18 protein-coding genes are annotated in these 17,549 nt (G+C 45.9%); 10 read left to right on the top strand and 8 right to left on the bottom strand.

The annotated features are described in order from the left end of the window. Nucleotides 1-51 precede the first annotated feature (51 nt). Complete coding sequence (locus tag J7I83_RS08670; RefSeq protein WP_215100297.1) at nucleotides 52-1,338, top strand: purine/pyrimidine permease; 1,287 nt, start codon at nucleotides 52-54, stop codon at nucleotides 1,336-1,338. 70 nt (nucleotides 1,339-1,408) lie between these two features. Here the strand turns inward: J7I83_RS08670 and pepF are convergent, their stop codons facing one another. Beyond that, a complete protein-coding gene (pepF, locus tag J7I83_RS08665; protein WP_215100296.1) occupies nucleotides 1,409-3,226 on the bottom strand; it encodes an oligoendopeptidase F in 1,818 nt (605 codons plus the stop codon). Nucleotides 3,227-3,877: 651 nt separating this feature from the next. On the opposite strand from pepF, the gene J7I83_RS08660 reads away from it, so the two are divergent. The 3 genes from J7I83_RS08660 to J7I83_RS08650 all read left to right on the top strand — a co-directional run bounded on the left by J7I83_RS08660 (nucleotide 3,878) and on the right by J7I83_RS08650 (nucleotide 5,732). Continuing rightward, entirely contained in the window at nucleotides 3,878-4,363 is a 486-nt protein-coding gene (locus J7I83_RS08660) for a PaaI family thioesterase (RefSeq protein ID WP_215100295.1), read from the top strand. A gap of 99 nt (nucleotides 4,364-4,462) precedes the next feature. Then, entirely contained in the window at nucleotides 4,463-5,413 is a 951-nt protein-coding gene (locus J7I83_RS08655; protein WP_215100294.1) for an ATP-grasp domain-containing protein, read from the top strand. Nucleotides 5,414-5,525: 112 nt separating this feature from the next. Continuing rightward, nucleotides 5,526-5,732 carry a hypothetical protein gene (locus J7I83_RS08650; protein WP_215100293.1) on the top strand — a complete coding sequence of 69 codons (207 nt, stop codon included), beginning with the start codon at nucleotides 5,526-5,528 and terminating at the stop codon, nucleotides 5,730-5,732. Nucleotides 5,733-5,760: 28 nt separating this feature from the next. On the opposite strand, the gene J7I83_RS08645 is transcribed toward J7I83_RS08650, so the two are convergent. Next, the gene (locus J7I83_RS08645) at nucleotides 5,761-6,057 is read right to left on the bottom strand and encodes a hypothetical protein (RefSeq protein WP_215100292.1); all 297 of its coding nucleotides are present in this window, start codon (nucleotides 6,055-6,057) and stop codon (nucleotides 5,761-5,763) included. Nucleotides 6,058-6,185: 128 nt separating this feature from the next. Between J7I83_RS08645 and J7I83_RS08640 the strand changes: the two genes are divergently transcribed. Then, entirely contained in the window at nucleotides 6,186-6,863 is a 678-nt protein-coding gene (locus tag J7I83_RS08640) for a hypothetical protein (protein WP_215100291.1), read from the top strand. 42 nt (nucleotides 6,864-6,905) lie between these two features. On the opposite strand, the gene J7I83_RS08635 is transcribed toward J7I83_RS08640, so the two are convergent. From J7I83_RS08635 to J7I83_RS08625, 3 genes are all read right to left on the bottom strand, one after another. Next, the gene (locus J7I83_RS08635; protein WP_215100290.1) at nucleotides 6,906-7,841 is read right to left on the bottom strand and encodes an aldo/keto reductase; all 936 of its coding nucleotides are present in this window, start codon (nucleotides 7,839-7,841) and stop codon (nucleotides 6,906-6,908) included. A 141-nt stretch (nucleotides 7,842-7,982) separates the two neighbouring features. After that, nucleotides 7,983-9,227: an erythromycin esterase family protein gene (locus J7I83_RS08630; RefSeq protein WP_215100289.1), complete on the bottom strand. Its 1,245-nt coding sequence runs from the start codon at nucleotides 9,225-9,227 to the stop codon at nucleotides 7,983-7,985. Between the two features lie 92 nt (nucleotides 9,228-9,319). After that, a complete protein-coding gene (locus J7I83_RS08625) occupies nucleotides 9,320-9,589 on the bottom strand; it encodes a GNAT family N-acetyltransferase (RefSeq protein ID WP_483313433.1) in 270 nt (89 codons plus the stop codon). 168 nt (nucleotides 9,590-9,757) lie between these two features. Between J7I83_RS08625 and J7I83_RS08620 the strand changes: the two genes are divergently transcribed. Beyond that, nucleotides 9,758-9,976 (top strand): ATP-binding cassette domain-containing protein, encoded by a 219-nt coding sequence (locus J7I83_RS08620; RefSeq protein ID WP_215100288.1) that lies wholly within the window; start codon nucleotides 9,758-9,760, stop codon nucleotides 9,974-9,976. A 322-nt stretch (nucleotides 9,977-10,298) separates the two neighbouring features. Then, nucleotides 10,299-11,207 (top strand): catalase family peroxidase, encoded by a 909-nt coding sequence (locus J7I83_RS08615; protein ID WP_215100287.1) that lies wholly within the window; start codon nucleotides 10,299-10,301, stop codon nucleotides 11,205-11,207. A 41-nt stretch (nucleotides 11,208-11,248) separates the two neighbouring features. Here J7I83_RS08615 and J7I83_RS08610 read toward each other — a convergent pair whose 3' ends face one another. From J7I83_RS08610 to J7I83_RS08600, 3 genes are all read right to left on the bottom strand, one after another. Next, nucleotides 11,249-12,622: a Glu/Leu/Phe/Val family dehydrogenase gene (locus tag J7I83_RS08610; RefSeq protein ID WP_215100286.1), complete on the bottom strand. Its 1,374-nt coding sequence runs from the start codon at nucleotides 12,620-12,622 to the stop codon at nucleotides 11,249-11,251. A 109-nt stretch (nucleotides 12,623-12,731) separates the two neighbouring features. Continuing rightward, complete coding sequence (locus tag J7I83_RS08605; protein ID WP_215100285.1) at nucleotides 12,732-14,222, bottom strand: BCCT family transporter; 1,491 nt, start codon at nucleotides 14,220-14,222, stop codon at nucleotides 12,732-12,734. Between the two features lie 90 nt (nucleotides 14,223-14,312). Continuing rightward, the gene (locus tag J7I83_RS08600; RefSeq protein ID WP_215100284.1) at nucleotides 14,313-14,873 is read right to left on the bottom strand and encodes an SLOG family protein; all 561 of its coding nucleotides are present in this window, start codon (nucleotides 14,871-14,873) and stop codon (nucleotides 14,313-14,315) included. A 222-nt stretch (nucleotides 14,874-15,095) separates the two neighbouring features. Here J7I83_RS08600 and J7I83_RS08595 point away from each other — a divergent pair, with 222 nt between their 5' ends. The 3 genes from J7I83_RS08595 to J7I83_RS08585 all read left to right on the top strand — a co-directional run bounded on the left by J7I83_RS08595 (nucleotide 15,096) and on the right by J7I83_RS08585 (nucleotide 17,546). Further along, nucleotides 15,096-16,046, top strand: coding sequence for a threonine ammonia-lyase (locus J7I83_RS08595; RefSeq protein ID WP_215100283.1), 951 nt, complete (start codon nucleotides 15,096-15,098; stop codon nucleotides 16,044-16,046). Nucleotides 16,047-16,183: 137 nt separating this feature from the next. After that, nucleotides 16,184-16,957 (top strand): SDR family oxidoreductase, encoded by a 774-nt coding sequence (locus J7I83_RS08590; protein ID WP_215100282.1) that lies wholly within the window; start codon nucleotides 16,184-16,186, stop codon nucleotides 16,955-16,957. Nucleotides 16,958-16,988: 31 nt separating this feature from the next. Then, nucleotides 16,989-17,546 carry a TetR/AcrR family transcriptional regulator gene (locus J7I83_RS08585; RefSeq protein WP_215100281.1) on the top strand — a complete coding sequence of 186 codons (558 nt, stop codon included), beginning with the start codon at nucleotides 16,989-16,991 and terminating at the stop codon, nucleotides 17,544-17,546. Nucleotides 17,547-17,549: the final 3 nt, after the last annotated feature.

Below are 17,549 nucleotides of genomic sequence, written 5' to 3'. Positions count from 1 at the left end.
GAGTGTATACTGTAAGCAATTGACAAGAATGAAGAAGTGGGGAAATCGGTTATGAAAAGTATTTTTGGCGGTGTGCAATGGGCGGTCTTTCTGATTGCCTCCTCTATTGCAGCACCAGTTGCCATTGCCAGCATCTTTGGCATGGATACGGCAGATACGGCGCTATTCGTTCAGCGGACCATGTTTGTGCTGGGCATCGCCTGTTTAGTGCAGGCATCTATCGGCCACCGCATGCCGATCAACGAAGGGCCAGCCGGTTTATGGTGGGGAATTTTCATTGTTTACGCGGGCTTAGTCGGCATCATGTATTCCTCTATGGAAGAATCTCTTCAAGCGCTGCAAAGCGGTTTGTTGTACAGTGGTGTCCTATTTATCGTATTCACTTATACAGGCTTGGTCGGTAAGCTTAAGATTTTCTTTACACCAACCATCACTTTCGTTTATCTGCTGCTGTTGGTGCTGCAGATCAGCGAGTCGATACTGGCAGGGTTGTTGGGGATCGTTTCGAAAGGCGACCCGGTGGATGGTGTAGTGCTGGCGGGCGGTATTGCGGTAATCTTACTGACTTTCTTTTTCATGGGACACAAAGCGCCATGGGTCAGCCGCTACTCCATTTTGTTTGCGATTGCAGCAGGCTGGCTGATTTTTTGGATTCTTGGGAAGGCGCCTGGAGCAGATGGTGGCGCAAGCGCCTTAATTTCTTTGCCGGAAATGCTGGTTTTTGGCCCATTAGTCTGGGACAGCGGCATGTTTGTTACGGCTTTGTTTTTAACGATACTGCTGATCGCCAATATGATGGCGTCTATTCGGGTAATGGAGAGCGTGTTGAAGAACTCTTTTTCGATTCAAGCGCCTGACCGCATCAAACAGGCTTCAGCGGCCTCCGGCATCAATCACATCATTGCCGGGTTGTTTTCGTCCATCGGTCCCGTGCCGATTTCAGGAGCGGCCGGCTTTGTCAGCGCCACCAGAATGCCAGCGCTAAAACCTTTTATCTTCGGCAGTCTCATCGTGATGCTGATCAGCTTTTTCCCAGCACTTATGTCCATTCTTGCTTCTTTGCCGGCTCCGGTGGCTTATGCGGTCATTTTTGCAGTGTTCACTAAAATGGTGGAAATGGCCTTTACGGAGTTGGAGAATGAAAAAAACAGGCAGCGTTCTTATAAAGTGGCAGCGTTCGGTTTGATGAGCGGCGTCGGCATCATGTTCGTACCGCCCGAAAGCATGGCGAATCTGCCGTCTGTTCTCGCTGCTACTTTATCAAATGGCTTGATCACCGGTACCATCATCGCTATTGGTGTGGAACAGCTATTGCTGCGCTGCAATAAGAAAAATTGAAACAGAGCCGTGCGCAGTTACTTTGCACACGGCTCTGTTTATGTTTGAAGCTTAAAACAGAGTGAAGTTTTCAGCTGTTAGACCCTTCAATTTCTTCGGTCAAGCGCACTAGTTCATCCACCAATTCGCCAATATAGGCAATAGTGTCGCGCAGCGGCTGTTCGGTCGTGATATCGACTCCGGCCATTTGTGCAAGTTCCACCGGTGTTTTAGTGCCTCCTGCTTTGAGAACCTCCAGCCATTCATCTACAGCCGGCTGGCCTTCATTTAAAATCCGTTTGGACACTTGAGTAGAGATGGTCAATCCGGCACTGTAGGTATACGGGTACAAGCCCATGTAATAATGCGGCTGGCGCATCCAGGTCAGCTCGGCGCCATCTGTAATGTCGACCGCATCTCCCCAGAATTCCTCCAGCACACCGCGTTTTATGGTGTTTAAAATGCCGGCATTGACGCTTTTTCCTGCATCAATCCGATCATAGACCTTACGCTGATAAGCAGCTTCAAGCAGGTGGGTGACGAAGTTATGGTAATAGGTTCTGGCTACTATCGATGAAATTACCCAACGTTTGAATTTCAGATCCTCTGAATTTTTCAGCAAATGATTGGCGACCAGCATTTCGTTCATTGTAGAAGGTGCTTCGATAAAGTAAAGGGAAGGCCGTGCGTTGAAGATGTTTTGTTCACGGTTGGCGTTATAGAAATGGCCAGCGTGTCCAAGTTCATGGGCCAGTACAAAGACTTCGTTCATGCGCCCCGTCCAGGAAATCAAGATATAGGGATGATCACCGTAAGGACTCGAGCAGAAAGCGCCGGTCGATTTTCCTTTATTTTGTGCAAAGTCGATCCATCTTTCAGAATAAGACCGGTCCACCATTTCGATATAGTCCGGACCCATAATCGATAGGGCATCATCGATGTATTGTTTGGATTCTTCCACGGTGATTTCCGGTTCATAGCTGGGATCTAAAGAAATTTTTAAATCGGCGAAGGTCATGCGGTCCAGGCCGTGAGCTTTTTGCAATAGCTTGGCGTACTTCTGCATATGCGGTGACAGCTCCGTGGTGATCAGATCGATTTGGCGGTTGTAGAGCGAGCGGTCCACTTCCTGGTTGAAGAGGAGAAAGTCAAAAATACTGTCATAGCCACGCAGATCCGCTGTTGTTTTTTCTGTCTGCAATTGCATGTCATAGGTTTTGGCGGTTGTGTGCTGATAATCCTTCAGCTTTTTTGAAAAAGCATCAAAAGCTGCCCGGCGAAGCTCCGTATTTGGCTCAGCTTCCCAGTCGCCTTCAAAAGAAACGTAGCTTAGTGGATATGTTTGGCCGTTCACCCTAAAATCCTCGAAGTTCATATCGACCATTTTTGTGGTGTTGTAAAGACCGTATGGCGCACTGAAAGTGGAAGAATAAGCAGCAAGGCTCTTTTCTACTTCAGGATGCAGCTGATGAGGTTTTTTGCGAAGCAGCTTTTCCAGAAAAACTTTGAATTCTGCAGATTTCTGCATCGCCTGCTCCAGGATTTCTTTCGGCAAAGCCAGCAGCTCGCTGTTGATGAAAGACAGTGAGCTGCTGATTTTGGCAGCAGCAGCGCTGAATTTGCTGGACTGCAATTGAGCATCGTCGTTGGTTTGGTCTATGCTGATGGTCAAACTTGCATAGGTGCTTACCACGACTAATTTCTCGAGGAAGGCCATATAATCTGTTAAAGCCTGAATGGTGGTGGGCACATCGATGATGGTCCCTTGAGTTTTTTGATTTAAGGCTTGGGCTTCCTGTTCCAAGCTTTCCACTGCTTGATCGAAATCTTCGGAGCTGGCGAATAAACTGGACAAATCCCATGTCTCTTCGACAGGAACTGCTGAACGTACTGGTAAACTTTTAACCATATGATCTCTCCTCTATATATTACGGTTTTCGAACTAATTATTAGTATAGAGCGACAAAGGTGAAATGTAAAAATATTATTCAGAATTTATAAAAAAATTTTATAAATAGGTTTAGATTTATATCTAAGATGGGTATTATAAAAGTACAAGGCGGAATCACCGTCAGAAGATACGACTGGATCCAATCCAGAATCGCCTTCAGACGAGAAACTGCACAGCCTTGGCGGGAAATTTGCTTTACTGACGATATTCACTCTTGTCAGGAACCATTGTTAATCGGGTTTCTATCCGGAAAGTGTTTCAAACAGTAAGCCGTAAGTTTTTTGTGGAAGTGCAATTGAAAGCCTGGCTGCAGAACCAAAAAATTCACTGAGAAGTAGATGTGAACCTAATTGCCTTATTGGCAAAGACAGTCAGCGTGACTAAACTGCAATGACGAGGGTTTCGTATTCGTCAGAGTTGTACAGTTTGTAGAAAGAATTTAATAAAATTTTCCGCGTGCAAAAAATCCCTCAGGATTTTCGAGGGATGGAAAAAGGAAAAGCATGATCTGATGAAAAGGATCATGCTTTTTCCTTTGTCTAATGAAAGGTGTATCTACCGCAAGCTGAAGTCAAGAACTACATATCCCAATGAAAAGAGGAAGAAATCATGGAAAATCATTCAGTTATCGCCATACAGGACGAATACGCAGAAGACTTTGCCTGGTGTTACGGCTGCGGCCGCCTCAATGAGGAAGGGCATCATTTCCGGACAGCCTGGAATGGTGGGGAAACCGTCACTTTGTACGAGCCGAAGAAAGTGCACACAGCTATTCCAGGATTTGTTTATGGCGGATTGATTGCGTCGCTGGTCGATTGCCACGGAACAGGCTCCGCTTCTTTGGCGCTGCACCGGAAAAATGGCTTTGAACCTGGCAGTGGTCAAGAACCGCCACGGTTTGTTACAGCCTCTTTGCATGTAGACTATCTGAAACCGACGCCTCAGGGAGTTGTTTTAAAGGCAGTGGGAAAAGTTGAGGAAATCCACCCGAAAAAATTCAAAGTGAAGGTGGAAGTATATGCTGGTGAAAGGCTTTGCGCGACAGGTGAAGTCATCGCGGTAGTCATGCCCGCTTCATTTACTGGTATGGATTAAGGAAATTATTGTATACTGGCCTTATTCTGTAAAAGATCGATTGTTGATAGTGTGTAAATAAAAAGCGGTTGAAGCACTGAGCATCTAGGAGGATACAGCATGTCGGAAAAAGTTTATGTCATACACGAAAATGAAGAATGGACCGTCCATCTTTTCAAGCGACTGGATGAATTGGGATTGCCTTACGAAGACTGGTTTATCGATGAAGGACTGGTGGATTTAAGTGAAACACCGCCTGAAGGTGTTTTTTACAGCCGCATGAGTGCCTCTTCCCATACAAGAGGCCATCGTTTCGCGCCTGAAATGACGGAATCTCTTTTGGTGTGGTTGGAACATCATGACCGAATCGTTTTTAATGGCAGCCGTGCGCTGCGTCTTGAAGTCAGTAAGGTCAATCAGTATATGGCGCTGAATGCAGCGGGAATCCGAACGCCGAAAACGATTGCCGTAAATGGCAGGGAGCAGATTTTAAAAGCTGCTGAAAAAATGGATGTTCCATCATTCATCACAAAACATAACCGTGCCGGAAAAGGTCTGGGTGTTCGATTATTCCATTCACTTGAAGCCTTAAAGGAATATGTGGATGGTCCTGAATTTGAAGCATCCATTGATGGCATCACCTTGATTCAGGAGTACATTCAAGCGCCGCAGCCATTTATCACACGCTGTGAGTTTGTCGGTGGAAAGTTCGTCTACGCTGTTAAGGTGGATACTTCTGAAGGCTTTGAGTTATGTCCTGCAGATGCTTGCCGTATCGATGATTTGTTTTGCCCAATAGGTGAAGAAGCCGGAGAAGCACCAAAGTTCCAGGTGATTGAGGGCTTTGAAGATCCGATTCTGAAAAAATACGAAGCCTTCCTGCGCCGAAATGGAATTGATGTAGCCGGCATTGAATTTATCCGCAACGCAGCTGGGAATATCTTTACGTACGATGTCAACACCAATACCAATTATAACGCCGATGCAGAGGCATTAGCTGGGAAGTATGGAATGCTTGAGCTTGCAAAGTTTCTTGGAGAAGCATTAAAAAATCCAAAACTGACTGTTTGAAGGAAAAGAACAAGGCCGTCTACTCGTTCAAAAAGACCGTTTTCCTTGTTTATGGAAATGCAATGAAGGGAAACTTTCAATTAAAAGGATTTCGAAAAAGGAGTGGTTGACAATGGGGGAAGAGAAAAAAGAAGAACAGCTGGCAGAGCGTCCAGAACCTGTAGAAACAGAAGAGGTTGAAGAGACAGAAGCTGAAATGGTCAAAGCTGAGTCGAAGTTCGATAAAATTTACAGCAACGTAGCATCCAATCGCTATGAAAATCTGCGCACCAGCTATATTGAAAACAAAGCCAAAGAACTGCGGAAACGCAAAAAGTAAAAGATCGAGTGCCTTCGCACTGGATCTTTTACTTTTTAGGGAGTTTTTCAATTTCTTCAGAAACGACAAAAGCCAGATCGTAATTCCCAAACATCTGCAGGACGTCCAATAAGGTTTCATGGCCTATTTCCAGCTCTTCTGTATCGGTCTGATCGATTGCGGCAGTCAGCACAGGGCTTTGCAGTTGTCCTGGGTACGCACGCTGATAAAGTTCAGCCGGATTCAGCTGGTGGTTCGTGCACCATTGTACAAACAGCTGGACCATGACTTGTTCTTCCTGTTGGTACTTTTTGATGATAAATTCATCCCGATTTTCAATGTCCATTCAAGGCACCTCCGCCATTAATAGTTTTGTGATAGTAGCATACCAAACAATTCGAGTACTTGCATGGACTTCTAACCATTTTTCCTCTAGAATGAAGTCATGGCAATGACAGTATCGGAGGGTAAATTATGAAATTATTGCAAGTACGAAAAGGACAATTCGTCTATTACCAAAATGAATTGCATAAGGTGTATTCTGTAAAACCATTAGCTAAAAAGTCGGTGCTGATGTTCCGGGTCAAAGACATGGAGCAAGTCGCGAGCAAGGCTGATGAAGTTACGTTTTACAAACCGAAGCAAATGGATTCTTTCCTATTCTTTGGAGCGCGATATACCTTGCGCGAAGACCGGCTAGCAGAAGAAGGCGGCTATATCCTGATCACTAAACCGGATCCTGATTACATGGATCATTATTCATTGAATGAGTTCGAGAAAGTCGAATCAGTTGAAGGCAAGAATGTCATCACTACCCGCCAAAACACAGTGAAAGCAAAAGAATTTTTTGTTATGATACCTGGAGAAGAAGCGGGCAGCAATGATATCGTATACTTGGACAAATCCAAGGTTTCGGCTGAACAGCGGGAACAAGATGCTCAACTAGAAGAAGTATTGCGTGAGAGGAATGCAATCCGTCCTTCTATCGGAGATGTTTACTTGAACCTGGATAATACAGGGACGGCAATGGTAGTAGCGATTGTTGGAGAAGAAGTGCTCCTAGGTACAGGAGACCGCCTTTCTTTCCATGAGCTCTACAAAGCGGACAACTGGAGTTATCTGTATAACATTACGGATGGCGAATTCAGATAAAATGATAAAAGGCGGCCCCTTGTGGGCCGCCTTTTATTTGTGTCAGTCTTTAAAAATAGAGCCGATTTCCAGAATTTCCTGAGTGCTCAACTGAACGTCCAATGCGCTCAAGTTTGACAACACCTGATCTGCGCGTTTGGCTCCGGGAATCACTCCATCGATTTCAGGCCGTGCCAAGTACCAGGCCAGCACCACATTTGCTGTGTCAGCACCTTTTGCTTCTGCCAGTGCGTTCAGCTTCCGAACCTTCTCTAAATTGTGTTCGAACTCTTGTCCTTGCAGATGGGGCATGTTCGTCCGCAAGTCATTGAAGGTTTTGTTTTTATCGTATTGACCCGCAAGCAAGCCTGCAGCAAACGGAAAATAAGGAACGTAGGAGATTCCGTGTTCTTTTACGTAAGGGAAATAATCTTCTTCCGCCTGACGCTTCAGCAGATTATATTCGCCTTGGAAAACATCGACATAACCATCTTTATTAGCGTCCTTCAGCTGCTCCATGGAAAAATTAGAAACGCCAATGGAACGGATTTTGCCTTCTTCTTTCAAGCGCTGCAAAGCGCCGACGGCTTCAGCTTTCGGTGTTTCTTCATCTGGAAAATGGATATAGAACAAGTCGATATAATCGGTCTGAAGTCGTTTTAGGCTGTCTTCCACCGACTGCTTTAAAAACGCAGGAGAGTTGTCGGTAAGGTGCTCATCCCCTTGACGACGTTGAGCCCCTTTGGTTGCAACCACCATTTCCTGGCGCGCACCGGATTCCTGCAGCACTTCGCCCAGTAATTCCTCTGAACGGCCATACCCGTAGGCATAAGCGGTATCTATGAAATTCAGTCCATTATCGATGCCAGCGTGAACCAATTCTTTGCCGGTGTCTTCATTTAAATCTGGGTAGAGATTGTGTCCACCTACAGCGTTTATGCCAAGGCCGATCGGGTTGATGTATAAGCCGGTTTTTCCAAGTTGTGTCTTTTCCGTCATTGTTAGTACAGCTCCTTTGGTGGATAATCACTTTTTAACTCAGGCTCAATGAAATTAGTTTACACCAAGCAAGTCTTCTGTAATCATAACATTCGAAATTTGGAGAGCATGTATAAATGCTCAAAAAAATCGGCTTTTGGTTTAAAGAGGGGACAGCGCATGGGTGCGGTCAATAAAAATAAAAGCATCATATCGCTGTGACATTTTGGAATGGACGTAATTGCCATAGGATTCAAACTCAGGGTTATAGACCACACCGATTGCGCGATGACCGACCCAGCGATCGAATAGAGTGAAATTCTGCGGGTGGAACAGTAGAAATTTATCGGATGCGTCGGCCTGATGCAGAAGATCCTCCCACGTATACGGCTTGGCAGGCGGGATCTTCATTTTTTCATAGGGCTCTTCCCAAGAATGCGCCGCAATGACAGTTCCTGAATGGGTTCCAAAGCCGACGGCATAAACATCCTCCGCGCAATTTTGTTCACGCAGAATCTGACCTACGTTAGTCATGCCTTCATTTTTCATATCGGTGGCATTGGCAGCACCGATATGGGTATTATGTTCCCAGACGATGATTTTAGCTTGTCTGCCGTGATGATCACACACTTCGTTGATGGCTTCCGCCATATGTTCATCGCGGATGTTCCAAGAAATTTCATCGCTTTTCGTTAGAGCACGATAATAGTCTTCTGCATTTTTTGCGACCAGTGCATTGATCTTCAAATCCAGATCGCTCTCGTACGAATCTTTGTAAAGGTCCTTGTTTGAACGGATGGATGCCAGTAATCGGTACACATCTTTCTCGCAGGCTTTTGAGTAGTCAGCGGCAGTGGCAGAATAGTTTTCGGGCACACGGTTAAATGGCTCAAAGCAGGACAATGTTTTTTTAGCCAATGCAATATCTTCACCGGAAGGATGGATTTCTGTCAAGCGACGGACAATCTCTTCCAAGGATTCCCAGAGGCTGTAAACGTCAATGCCATAAAATCCAACCTTTTCGCGATTTTTCTGATTGTGCATTTTCAGCCAATAGATAAAATCGGCTATTTCTTCATTGGCCCACATCCAAGTAGGCCAACGCTTAAATGCCTGAAGCACTTCGCGTGGCTGTTTCTCTTCCTCAGAAAAATTTTTAATGTAGTGATTTACCCGCTGGGCGGAAGGCCAATCGCCTTCAATGGCAATCAAAGAAAATCCCTTTTCCTGAATCAGTTTTTTGGTAAGGGCTGCCCGCCATGTATAAAAATCGGATGTTCCATGTGTCGCTTCTCCAAGAAGGACAAATTTTGCATCCCCGATCGCTTCTAAAAGAGGAGTCAAATCCTCGACTGAACTGAATGGCTGTGCATGCAACTTGACGGCTTCTTCAAGTGATGTCTTCACACTGTCCAACCCCTTTTACTGTTCATGTTCCCGCTGGTGATGCTCTCAAACAAAGTCATAAGAAAAAGCATCCGCCTGAAGCGGATGCTTGTTTATTTAGCCACTACGTCCTGAAATTCAGGAGTCTTTTCAATGACGCCATCGGCAAATGGACATTGGGGGTCAATCGTTTTATTTTCGCTGCGGGCATATTCGACAACCTGCTCCACTAATTTCTTGCCGATTCCCTGGCCCTCTAACTGTGGCGAGACTTCGGTATGATCGACAGTCAATACATCACCATTTGATTCATAGCTCAGGAAAGCCAACTCTTCTGAATTCTCCAGAGCCGAGAACTTGTTGTTTTCGTGTTTAAAATCCACGGATATTGCCTCCTTTTTTGTGTGTTGCGCATTCTTTTACTGTATTCCCTTTCCATCAATAAATATTCAAGCACCATTCAATGTTTATTAGTTTGGCAGAACAGGTACATAATATAATTGAAAATTCTGTTTTTTATTAAGGGACCCTTTGGTAAAGGAGCAGTGTAAATGAGTCCTGTTATTCGATTATCCCATCTGTTCAGGCGTTACAAGACGTTCTCGGCTGTAGAAAATATTTCGTTGGAGATCGGGAAAGGAGAAATCTGCGGTTTTATCGGATTGAATGGTTCAGGCAAAACGACCACCATCAAAATGCTGCTGGGAATGGTCCATTGGTCATCGTTATGGCAAAGTTTGTTGCCGTGTTTTTTATCAACTTCCTTTTGAGTGCGTATGTTATTGCTGCAATGATCTATGGATGCTATTGGAAGGTGGTTCTGTTTTGTTGGCTACGACAATTCTCACTTTAACATTAAGCACACAGCCGGCTCCGGCTATGGACACTTTTTCCTCGGGCGGTTCCGGCAATTTTGAGTGGAATGGCAGGGACAGAGGCAGCAATCGGAATCAGCAGTTTCATGGCAGTTTTTTTCACAGGGCAGCTCGGCTTGGCAGCGGCCGTCTCCTGGTGGCTATAGCTATATGCGGATCAGCATATAGCTGTTAAAGGCTTCAAAAAGGGGTATAAAACAGAAGAAGAGGTGATGAAATGGACAAATTGGCAGAAACGGCCATTGATCAGATTGAAGAAATATTTGGTACACATCCCGGTTACCGGCGAGCTCATGCGAGAGGGAAAAGCTATAAGGCGCGTTTCACAGCGACTGGTGCTGCCAGCCAATTGACGGCAGCACCGCATTTTGAAAAAGGCGAAAGCAGTGCATTTGTGCGTTTTTCGCATTTTTCTCCAGATCCGACATGGGCCGATGCGATGTCTCCGGTCAAAGGCATGGCGGTGCAATTCCAATTGCCAAATGGGGAAGCCACCAATATTGTAGGAGTCACGTCTCCCATTTTCTTTGCTAAAACGCCTGAAATTTTTACCGAAATGCTGGGAGTCGTCAAGTCATTTAAGAAAGGCAAACCGAGTTTAACCGAACTGGCAGGTTTGCTTGCGGATTATCCGGAAAGCGGCGCGATGATCGCCAATATTCGAAAAATGCAGGCGCCGGCCAGTTTTGCAACCGGCCAATACAACTCGGTCCATGCATTTTATTTCATCAATCAAAAAGGACAGCGGCAACCTGTCAAATATCTTTGGGAACCAGAAAGTGGAGTAAAGACCTTATCGCCGCTAGATGCGATTGCCTTGCCCATCGGCTTTTTTGAAGCGGACATTGAAGATCGTGTGGCAAGAGCACCAGTGGAGTTCCGGCTGGATGTGATTTTAGGACAGTCGGGAGATCCCACTGATGATCCGACAAAAGAGTGGCCAAAAGACCGCGAAAAGCTGACGATTGGCTATTTGGAGATAACAGAAGAAGCGCCGGAGGCAGAAGGGATTATGTACGATCCCACGCTTATGACGGAAGGCATCGCATGTTCGGAAGACCGGGTTCTGAACTTCCGGCACGATGCATACAGGATTTCCCACCAACGGCGGATAGCTGAGATGTAAAAACGCACAGCCCGTAAAAAGGGGCTGTGCGTTTCTGTATTTTAGTAGAGCCTGCCTTGCCGGTAAAGCACCGTCGATAATCGCATGACGGAATGGATAAAGCAGTTTTGGCGAAGGGCGAAGTGATCTCCGTAGTATTGTGGGAGAATCATGTCCATCGTTTCCTGCATTTTTTCGATCAATAGGCGATAGACTTCTTTTTCTGTATGGAACTGAGTCTCACGTCCCTGAAGCCATTCGAAATAAGAGACGATGACCCCTCCGGCATTTGCCAGGATATCAGGGATGATGACAACCCCTTGTTCATTCAAGTATTCATCAGCTTGCGCAGTAGTTGGTGCGTTTGCTCCTTCGATGATGATCCGCGCCTGGATCCCCTCCATATTGCCTTCATGGATCTGGTTTTCCAGCGCTGCCAAAAGCAGGACATCAACAGGCAGTGTCACGAGGCTATCCCGTTCTTTAATGTCGGCTTTAATGTCGGCACTTTGAAGCTGTTCTTCTGTTGATGGCAAATCTCCGCGGTGGGTTTTGGTGAATTTGATCAATGCAGGAATGTCCAACCCATCTTCGTTGAATAAGGTGACGTTGCGGTCACTGACGGCTACAATTTTATGATCGATCAGCGGACATTTATAGGCTTCAAGAGCTGCAACAGAGCCAACGTTCCCAAAGCCCTGAACAGCCATCTTTAAAGGACGGTCGTAAAGAGACAAGGTGGTCTTGGCGAAACGATTATCGCTGTGGGCAAGCAATTGTTGATTCGCTTTTACATAATCGTGAAGCAGATAACGGAATGTAAAATAGACCCCTTTGCCAGTTGCTTCCCGTCTGCCAAGAGAACCGCCGTTCACAACACTTTTACCTGTAAAGCTTCCCAGGTAAGGGGTGCCATGATGGACTCTCTTATACTCTGCCATCATCCAGTCCATTTCGCGTTCGCCCGAACCCATGTCTGGTGCAGGAATGTCTTTGTCAGGACCGATGACATCAGCAAAGTAGCGGACATACTTTTTGGAAATGAGGTTCAGCTCTTTTTCCGAGTATTCGCGTGGGTTGATGACAATTCCACCCTTGCCGCCGCCAAACGGGACTTTGTGCAAGGCGTTTTTCAAGGTCATTAAAAAGGCGAGGTTGATGACTTCGTCTTCATTGACGCTTTCGTGGAAACGGATCCCGCCTTTGTAAGGACCCATCGCATCGTTATGCTGTGCACGGTAAGATGGGATTCGCACCACACTTCCGTCATCGAGCGGAACACTCAGAAAAGATTTATGTACTTTATCGGGTGTAGAAAGAATGGCGCTCAGTGAAGCAAAAGCCTGTTTCCGGTCTATCAAGTCGGGTAGGAACGATTCATTCTCGAGCAAGGCATCCAATGATGCCTGGATAATTTTCTTTGTTTCTGTCTGCATGTCCGAAACACCTCCAAAGTATATGGTCTAGTTATCCTATACCCTTTCCTTCTCTGTTTAATCAATAGCAAAAGCCGCCTTCAGGAATGTTCCTGAAGGCGGCTGCTGGTTATTTTTTATTTTGCATCAATTGCAATTCCAGGTTCAGCGCTTTGAACAAAGCAATCACCATTAGGATGATCACAAAGGAGAAGGGCAATGCCGCAATGATGATGGTGTTCTGCACCGCTGCCAAGCCGCCGACAGATAACAGGATGGCGGCTACCATCGACTGGGCAATTCCCCATAGAATCTTAATTTGATTGCTTGGCATCAATGAGCCGTGCGTTGACTGCATCCCCAACACGAAAGTGGCTGAGTCAGCGGATGTAATAAAGAAGGTAGTGACGAGCAGAATGGCAATGATTGACATGATGAAGCCGAGAGGCATCTCGTTGAACATCGCGAACAATGTTTGTTCAGTAGGGAAAACAGTTAAATCAAAACCGCTTTTTTGAAAATTGATTGCTGTGGTGCCAAAAGCGGCGTACCAAATTCCGGCGAAGATGGTTGGAGCAAGGACAACACCGGCCAGAAATTCACGGATGGTGCGGCCTTTAGAGATCCGTGCGATAAACATACTGACAAATGGCGCCCATGAAATCCACCATGCCCAGTAAAAGATGGTCCAGCCATCCAGCCAGCTGCGGTTTTCTGCATCCAGCGGAGCAGATTGAAAGCTCAGGCCGATTAAATTTTGGATATATTGTCCAAAGGTTTCGGTGAACATATTCAAGATTAACAGAGTTGGGCCCAATATCAGGACCAGTGCCAGCAAAATGACTGCCAAAATCATATTGACATTGGACAGGTATTTGATTCCTTTATTCAGTCCGGACCATGCGGAAACGATGAACAGGATGGTCACGGCGCCGATGATCAGCATCTGTACCCAGTATTCCTGGGGGGCACCGAACAAATAGGCAATGCCTCCGTTAATTTGAGCAGCGCCAAAGCCAAGTGAAGTTGCTACACCAAAGACAGTAGCAAAAACAGCAAGCACGTCAACAAACGTCCCTAAAGGACCGTTCATCTTGTCGCCGAAAATCGGTTTCAGTGTTGATGAAATTAATGCAGGCTCGCCTTTTCGGAATTGGAAAAAGGCTAAAGACAAAGCGACCATTCCATACATCGTCCAAATGTGGATGCCCCAGTGATAATAAGAACGCTGCAATGCTTCTTTGAATGCGGCATCAGACCCAAGTTCAGTGGTTGCTGATTGAATGGCGAAATGGGATAGGGGTTCTGAGGCGCCATAAAAGACGAGGCCAATCCCCATTCCCGCTGAAAACAGCATGGAAATCCAGCTGAATGTCGAGAATTCGGGCCGATCCGAGTCTTTGCCCAGACGGATTTTTCCATATGGGCTGACCATTATGATGGCAACGAGAATCAGGAGAATGGCCATAATCATTAAGTAATACCAGCCGAATGCTGTATTGATATAGTTACGGATGCTTCCAGTGGCAGTTTCAAAAGTTTCAGGCGCGATAACGCCGAAAGCGACAGTTAAGATAACCAGTGCAAATGTGATGTAAAAGACTTTCGAAGCTTTGTTCATAATTCCTCCTGAAATAATTTTTTTAACATAGTTGTTAAGGTTACCTAAAAGCAGGCGCATAGTCAACTGGAGGAAGGTGTTGACAAGTTTTTAGTTGTCCCATTCATTCATTTGTTCTTCTTCTGTCACAACGCGCAGATCATCGCCGGTTATCGTCATCACTTGGTAGTCTGAGGTTTCTGCATAACGCTCGGCTTCTTTTTTAATGAATTTGGGTGAGCCATCGGTTTCTTCATCATAGATAATTAGGATACCATCGGAATTGCGCAGAAAAAATTTGTTCTTTTCGATAAATTGCCAGGGTGCTTCGTAGGGTTTGCTGGTCAAACTGCGATGAAAGTCAGCTTTGGAGATGATCATCCGGTATTGTTCTTGTTTGGTTTCGTTCCATCGTTTTTCTTGCTCAAGGAAGGGTGTCAGGACTGCATATTTCAACTCCGGAAATTCTTTTTTCATATCCAGTGCCACTTCTGCAGCCCAAGTTTCAACACCGAGCTGCCCGCTTAAGATGATCCATTCCAATCCTTCATCAAGCAACGCGCGAAACCGATTTTCCAGTGCTTTTTTGATAAAGCGGATGCCCGGATTCTTTTCGTCGAATATTCCCAGTTCATGTTGCTTGTAGCCGGTGACGACCAATCGTTTCAACAATATCTCCACTCCTTTTCAAGGATTCGCACCCTTAGTCTACAGTAAAGGCGGTGGATTGAATACTCGCTTCAACTATCTGTATTTATAGAAGAAATTAAGTTGGGTGTGCACTGGATCATTAATGGGTTTGTAATTTATCTGAATAATTAATTTTCTTGATGCAATTGTGATAAGATACGGACATACGGAGACTTTAACCAAGAGGATAAAGGGGTGGGCAAAATGGTCAACCTGAATGATGTGAAAAAGGCACAAGAGAGAATCAGCGATACTATCCATAAAACGCCGATTTTAACTTCTTCACTTTTAAATGAACGCTGTGGACTGCGGGTCTACTTGAAAGCAGAGCATCTTCAAAAGTCGGGCTCCTTCAAAATGCGCGGAGCCACGAATGCGGTGAAGCAGGCGATGGCAGGAGGCGCCCGGTTTATCACCGCAGCATCGTCCGGCAATCATGGCCAGGCCGTTGCCTATATTGCAGGTCAGTTGGGCATTCCAGCAGTGATCGTCGTGCCGGAGGACGCCAACCGCGCGAAAGTCGAAGCAATCAGAGCCTACGGGGCCGTAGTCGAGCATTGTGGGATGACATCCGCTGATCGGATACCGAGAGCCAGGCAATTGGCAGAAGACAATCACGGCTTATACATACCCCCATATGATCATCCTGCTGTCATTGCTGGCCAAGGGACTATCGCACTCGAAATTTTGGAGCAGGTGCCGGACGTCGAAGTGATCGTCGTGCCGATTGGCGGCGGCGGGTTGATCGGCGGAATTCTATGTGCGGTAAAATCCTTGAAACCGGAAATCCGGGTGGTCGGTGTAGAGCCTGAGACCGCAAACGATACGTTCTTATCACTTCAGAAAGGTGTAATCACTGCCATTTTCGGAACCTCAACCATCGCGGACGGACTGCGTACCTCGCAACCTGGTGATTTGACGTTTCCGATTCTGAGAGAGCATTTGGACGAGTTGGTTTTAGTTTCAGAAGCGGAAATAAAAGAAGCGTTCCAATTTCTGCTCGAACGTACGAAACAACTGATAGAACCATCAGGTGCGACGGCTCTGGCTGCGGTGATGGCAGGCAAAGCCGGCAAGGCAAATGAAAAGGCTGTCGTTATTTTGTCAGGGGGCAACGTCGACCTGCATCAAATTCCATGCTTTTTAAGCAGTTAAGCCTCATAGAAGGAAGAGGTTTTTTCGTTGAATCCCTCCTTGCAATCCGAAATTGAAAACGTTAACATAAAGTTTAAGTATTCTGAACATACCAACTAGTTAGTATAAAAGAAAATTATTAGTCAGGGGGATGGAAAATGAGCGTAATGGACTTATTCACACTAAAGGGAAAAACGGCAATTATCACGGGTGGTGGCCGAGGTCTTGGCGCCATGATGGCGGAGGCGTTTGCTGAAGCAGGCGCGAACGTTGTATTGTGTTCACGGAAAATAGAGGCTTGCCAGGAAACAGCTGACAAGCTGACTGGAATGGGCGTCGGCACGCTTGCTCTGGCATGTGATGTCACTAATCCGGAAGATGTAGAAAACGTCGTTCAACAAACACTCGAGAAGTTTGGTTCCATTGATATTCTGGTCAACAACTCAGGTGCGACATGGGGAGCGCCTGTTGTCGATATGCCACTCGATGCCTGGAAAAAAGTCATGGATGTAAATGTGACAGGTACATTCCTGATGAGCCGTGAAGTGGGAAAGGCGATGATCGAACAAAAGAAGGGGAAAATCATCAATATTTCATCGGTCGCAGGATTGGGGGGGATCGATCCGACCCTCATGGATACCATTGGCTACAACACCAGCAAAGGGGCAGTCATCACTTTTACAAAAGACCTCGCTGCCAAATGGGGGCAGCATAACATTAACGTCAACGCCATCGCTCCCGGATTCTTTCCGACCAAAATGTCGAAAGCGGTCATGGAAAAAGGGCAGAAAGGACTGCTGGCCCAGACTCCTTTAAATCGTTTCGGGACAGAAGAGGACTTGAAAGGAACGGCTTTGTTCCTGGCATCCAAAGCTTCTGATTACATAACCGGTGATGTCATCGTTGTCGACGGCGGCATGCACGCTGTCTAAGTTACCGAAAAACGAATGGCGGGGAATAGTCATGAAAGAAGACATTAAACGGCAAAGTATACTCCTGTTTGAGAAAAAAGGCTTTAGTGAGACGTCTATACAAGACATTGTTGAAGCTTTAGGTGTGACGAAAGGAACGTTTTACTATTATTTTACCAGCAAAGAGCAGCTGCTGATGGACATTCACTTAGGCTATATTGATGATCTGCTGGAAAGCCAGGGAAAAATTCGGCAAAGCCAGCTCAGCAATCGTGAAAAACTAGAGCAGCTTGTTGCATTGTTGATTACGGATATCGCAAACCATGGACCGAGCGGGAAAGTGTTCTTCAGGGAAATGCGGCATTTAAGTGAAAAGAATGCGGTGGAAGTAAAAGCGAAGCGTGAAAAATTTCGGAAAAACCTCGAGAAGATCATAAGTGACGGCATCGTTGAACATGAATTCCGGCAAGGGCTTGAACCTGAAATGATCGCTTTTGCTATTTTAGGTGTCACGAATTGGAGCTATCAATGGTTTAATCCAGCGGGAGGAATTTCAGCGGATCAACTGGCCAGCATATACGGTGATTTGATTTTGAACGGCATCGTTTGACGT

It is taken from the genome of Planococcus sp. ISL-110 (assembly GCF_018613575.1).
Lineage (GTDB): Bacteria > Bacillota > Bacilli > Bacillales_A > Planococcaceae > Planococcus.
The sequence above is the reverse complement of the archived record's forward strand: the minus strand, read 5'-3'. Positions and strand labels throughout refer to the sequence as shown.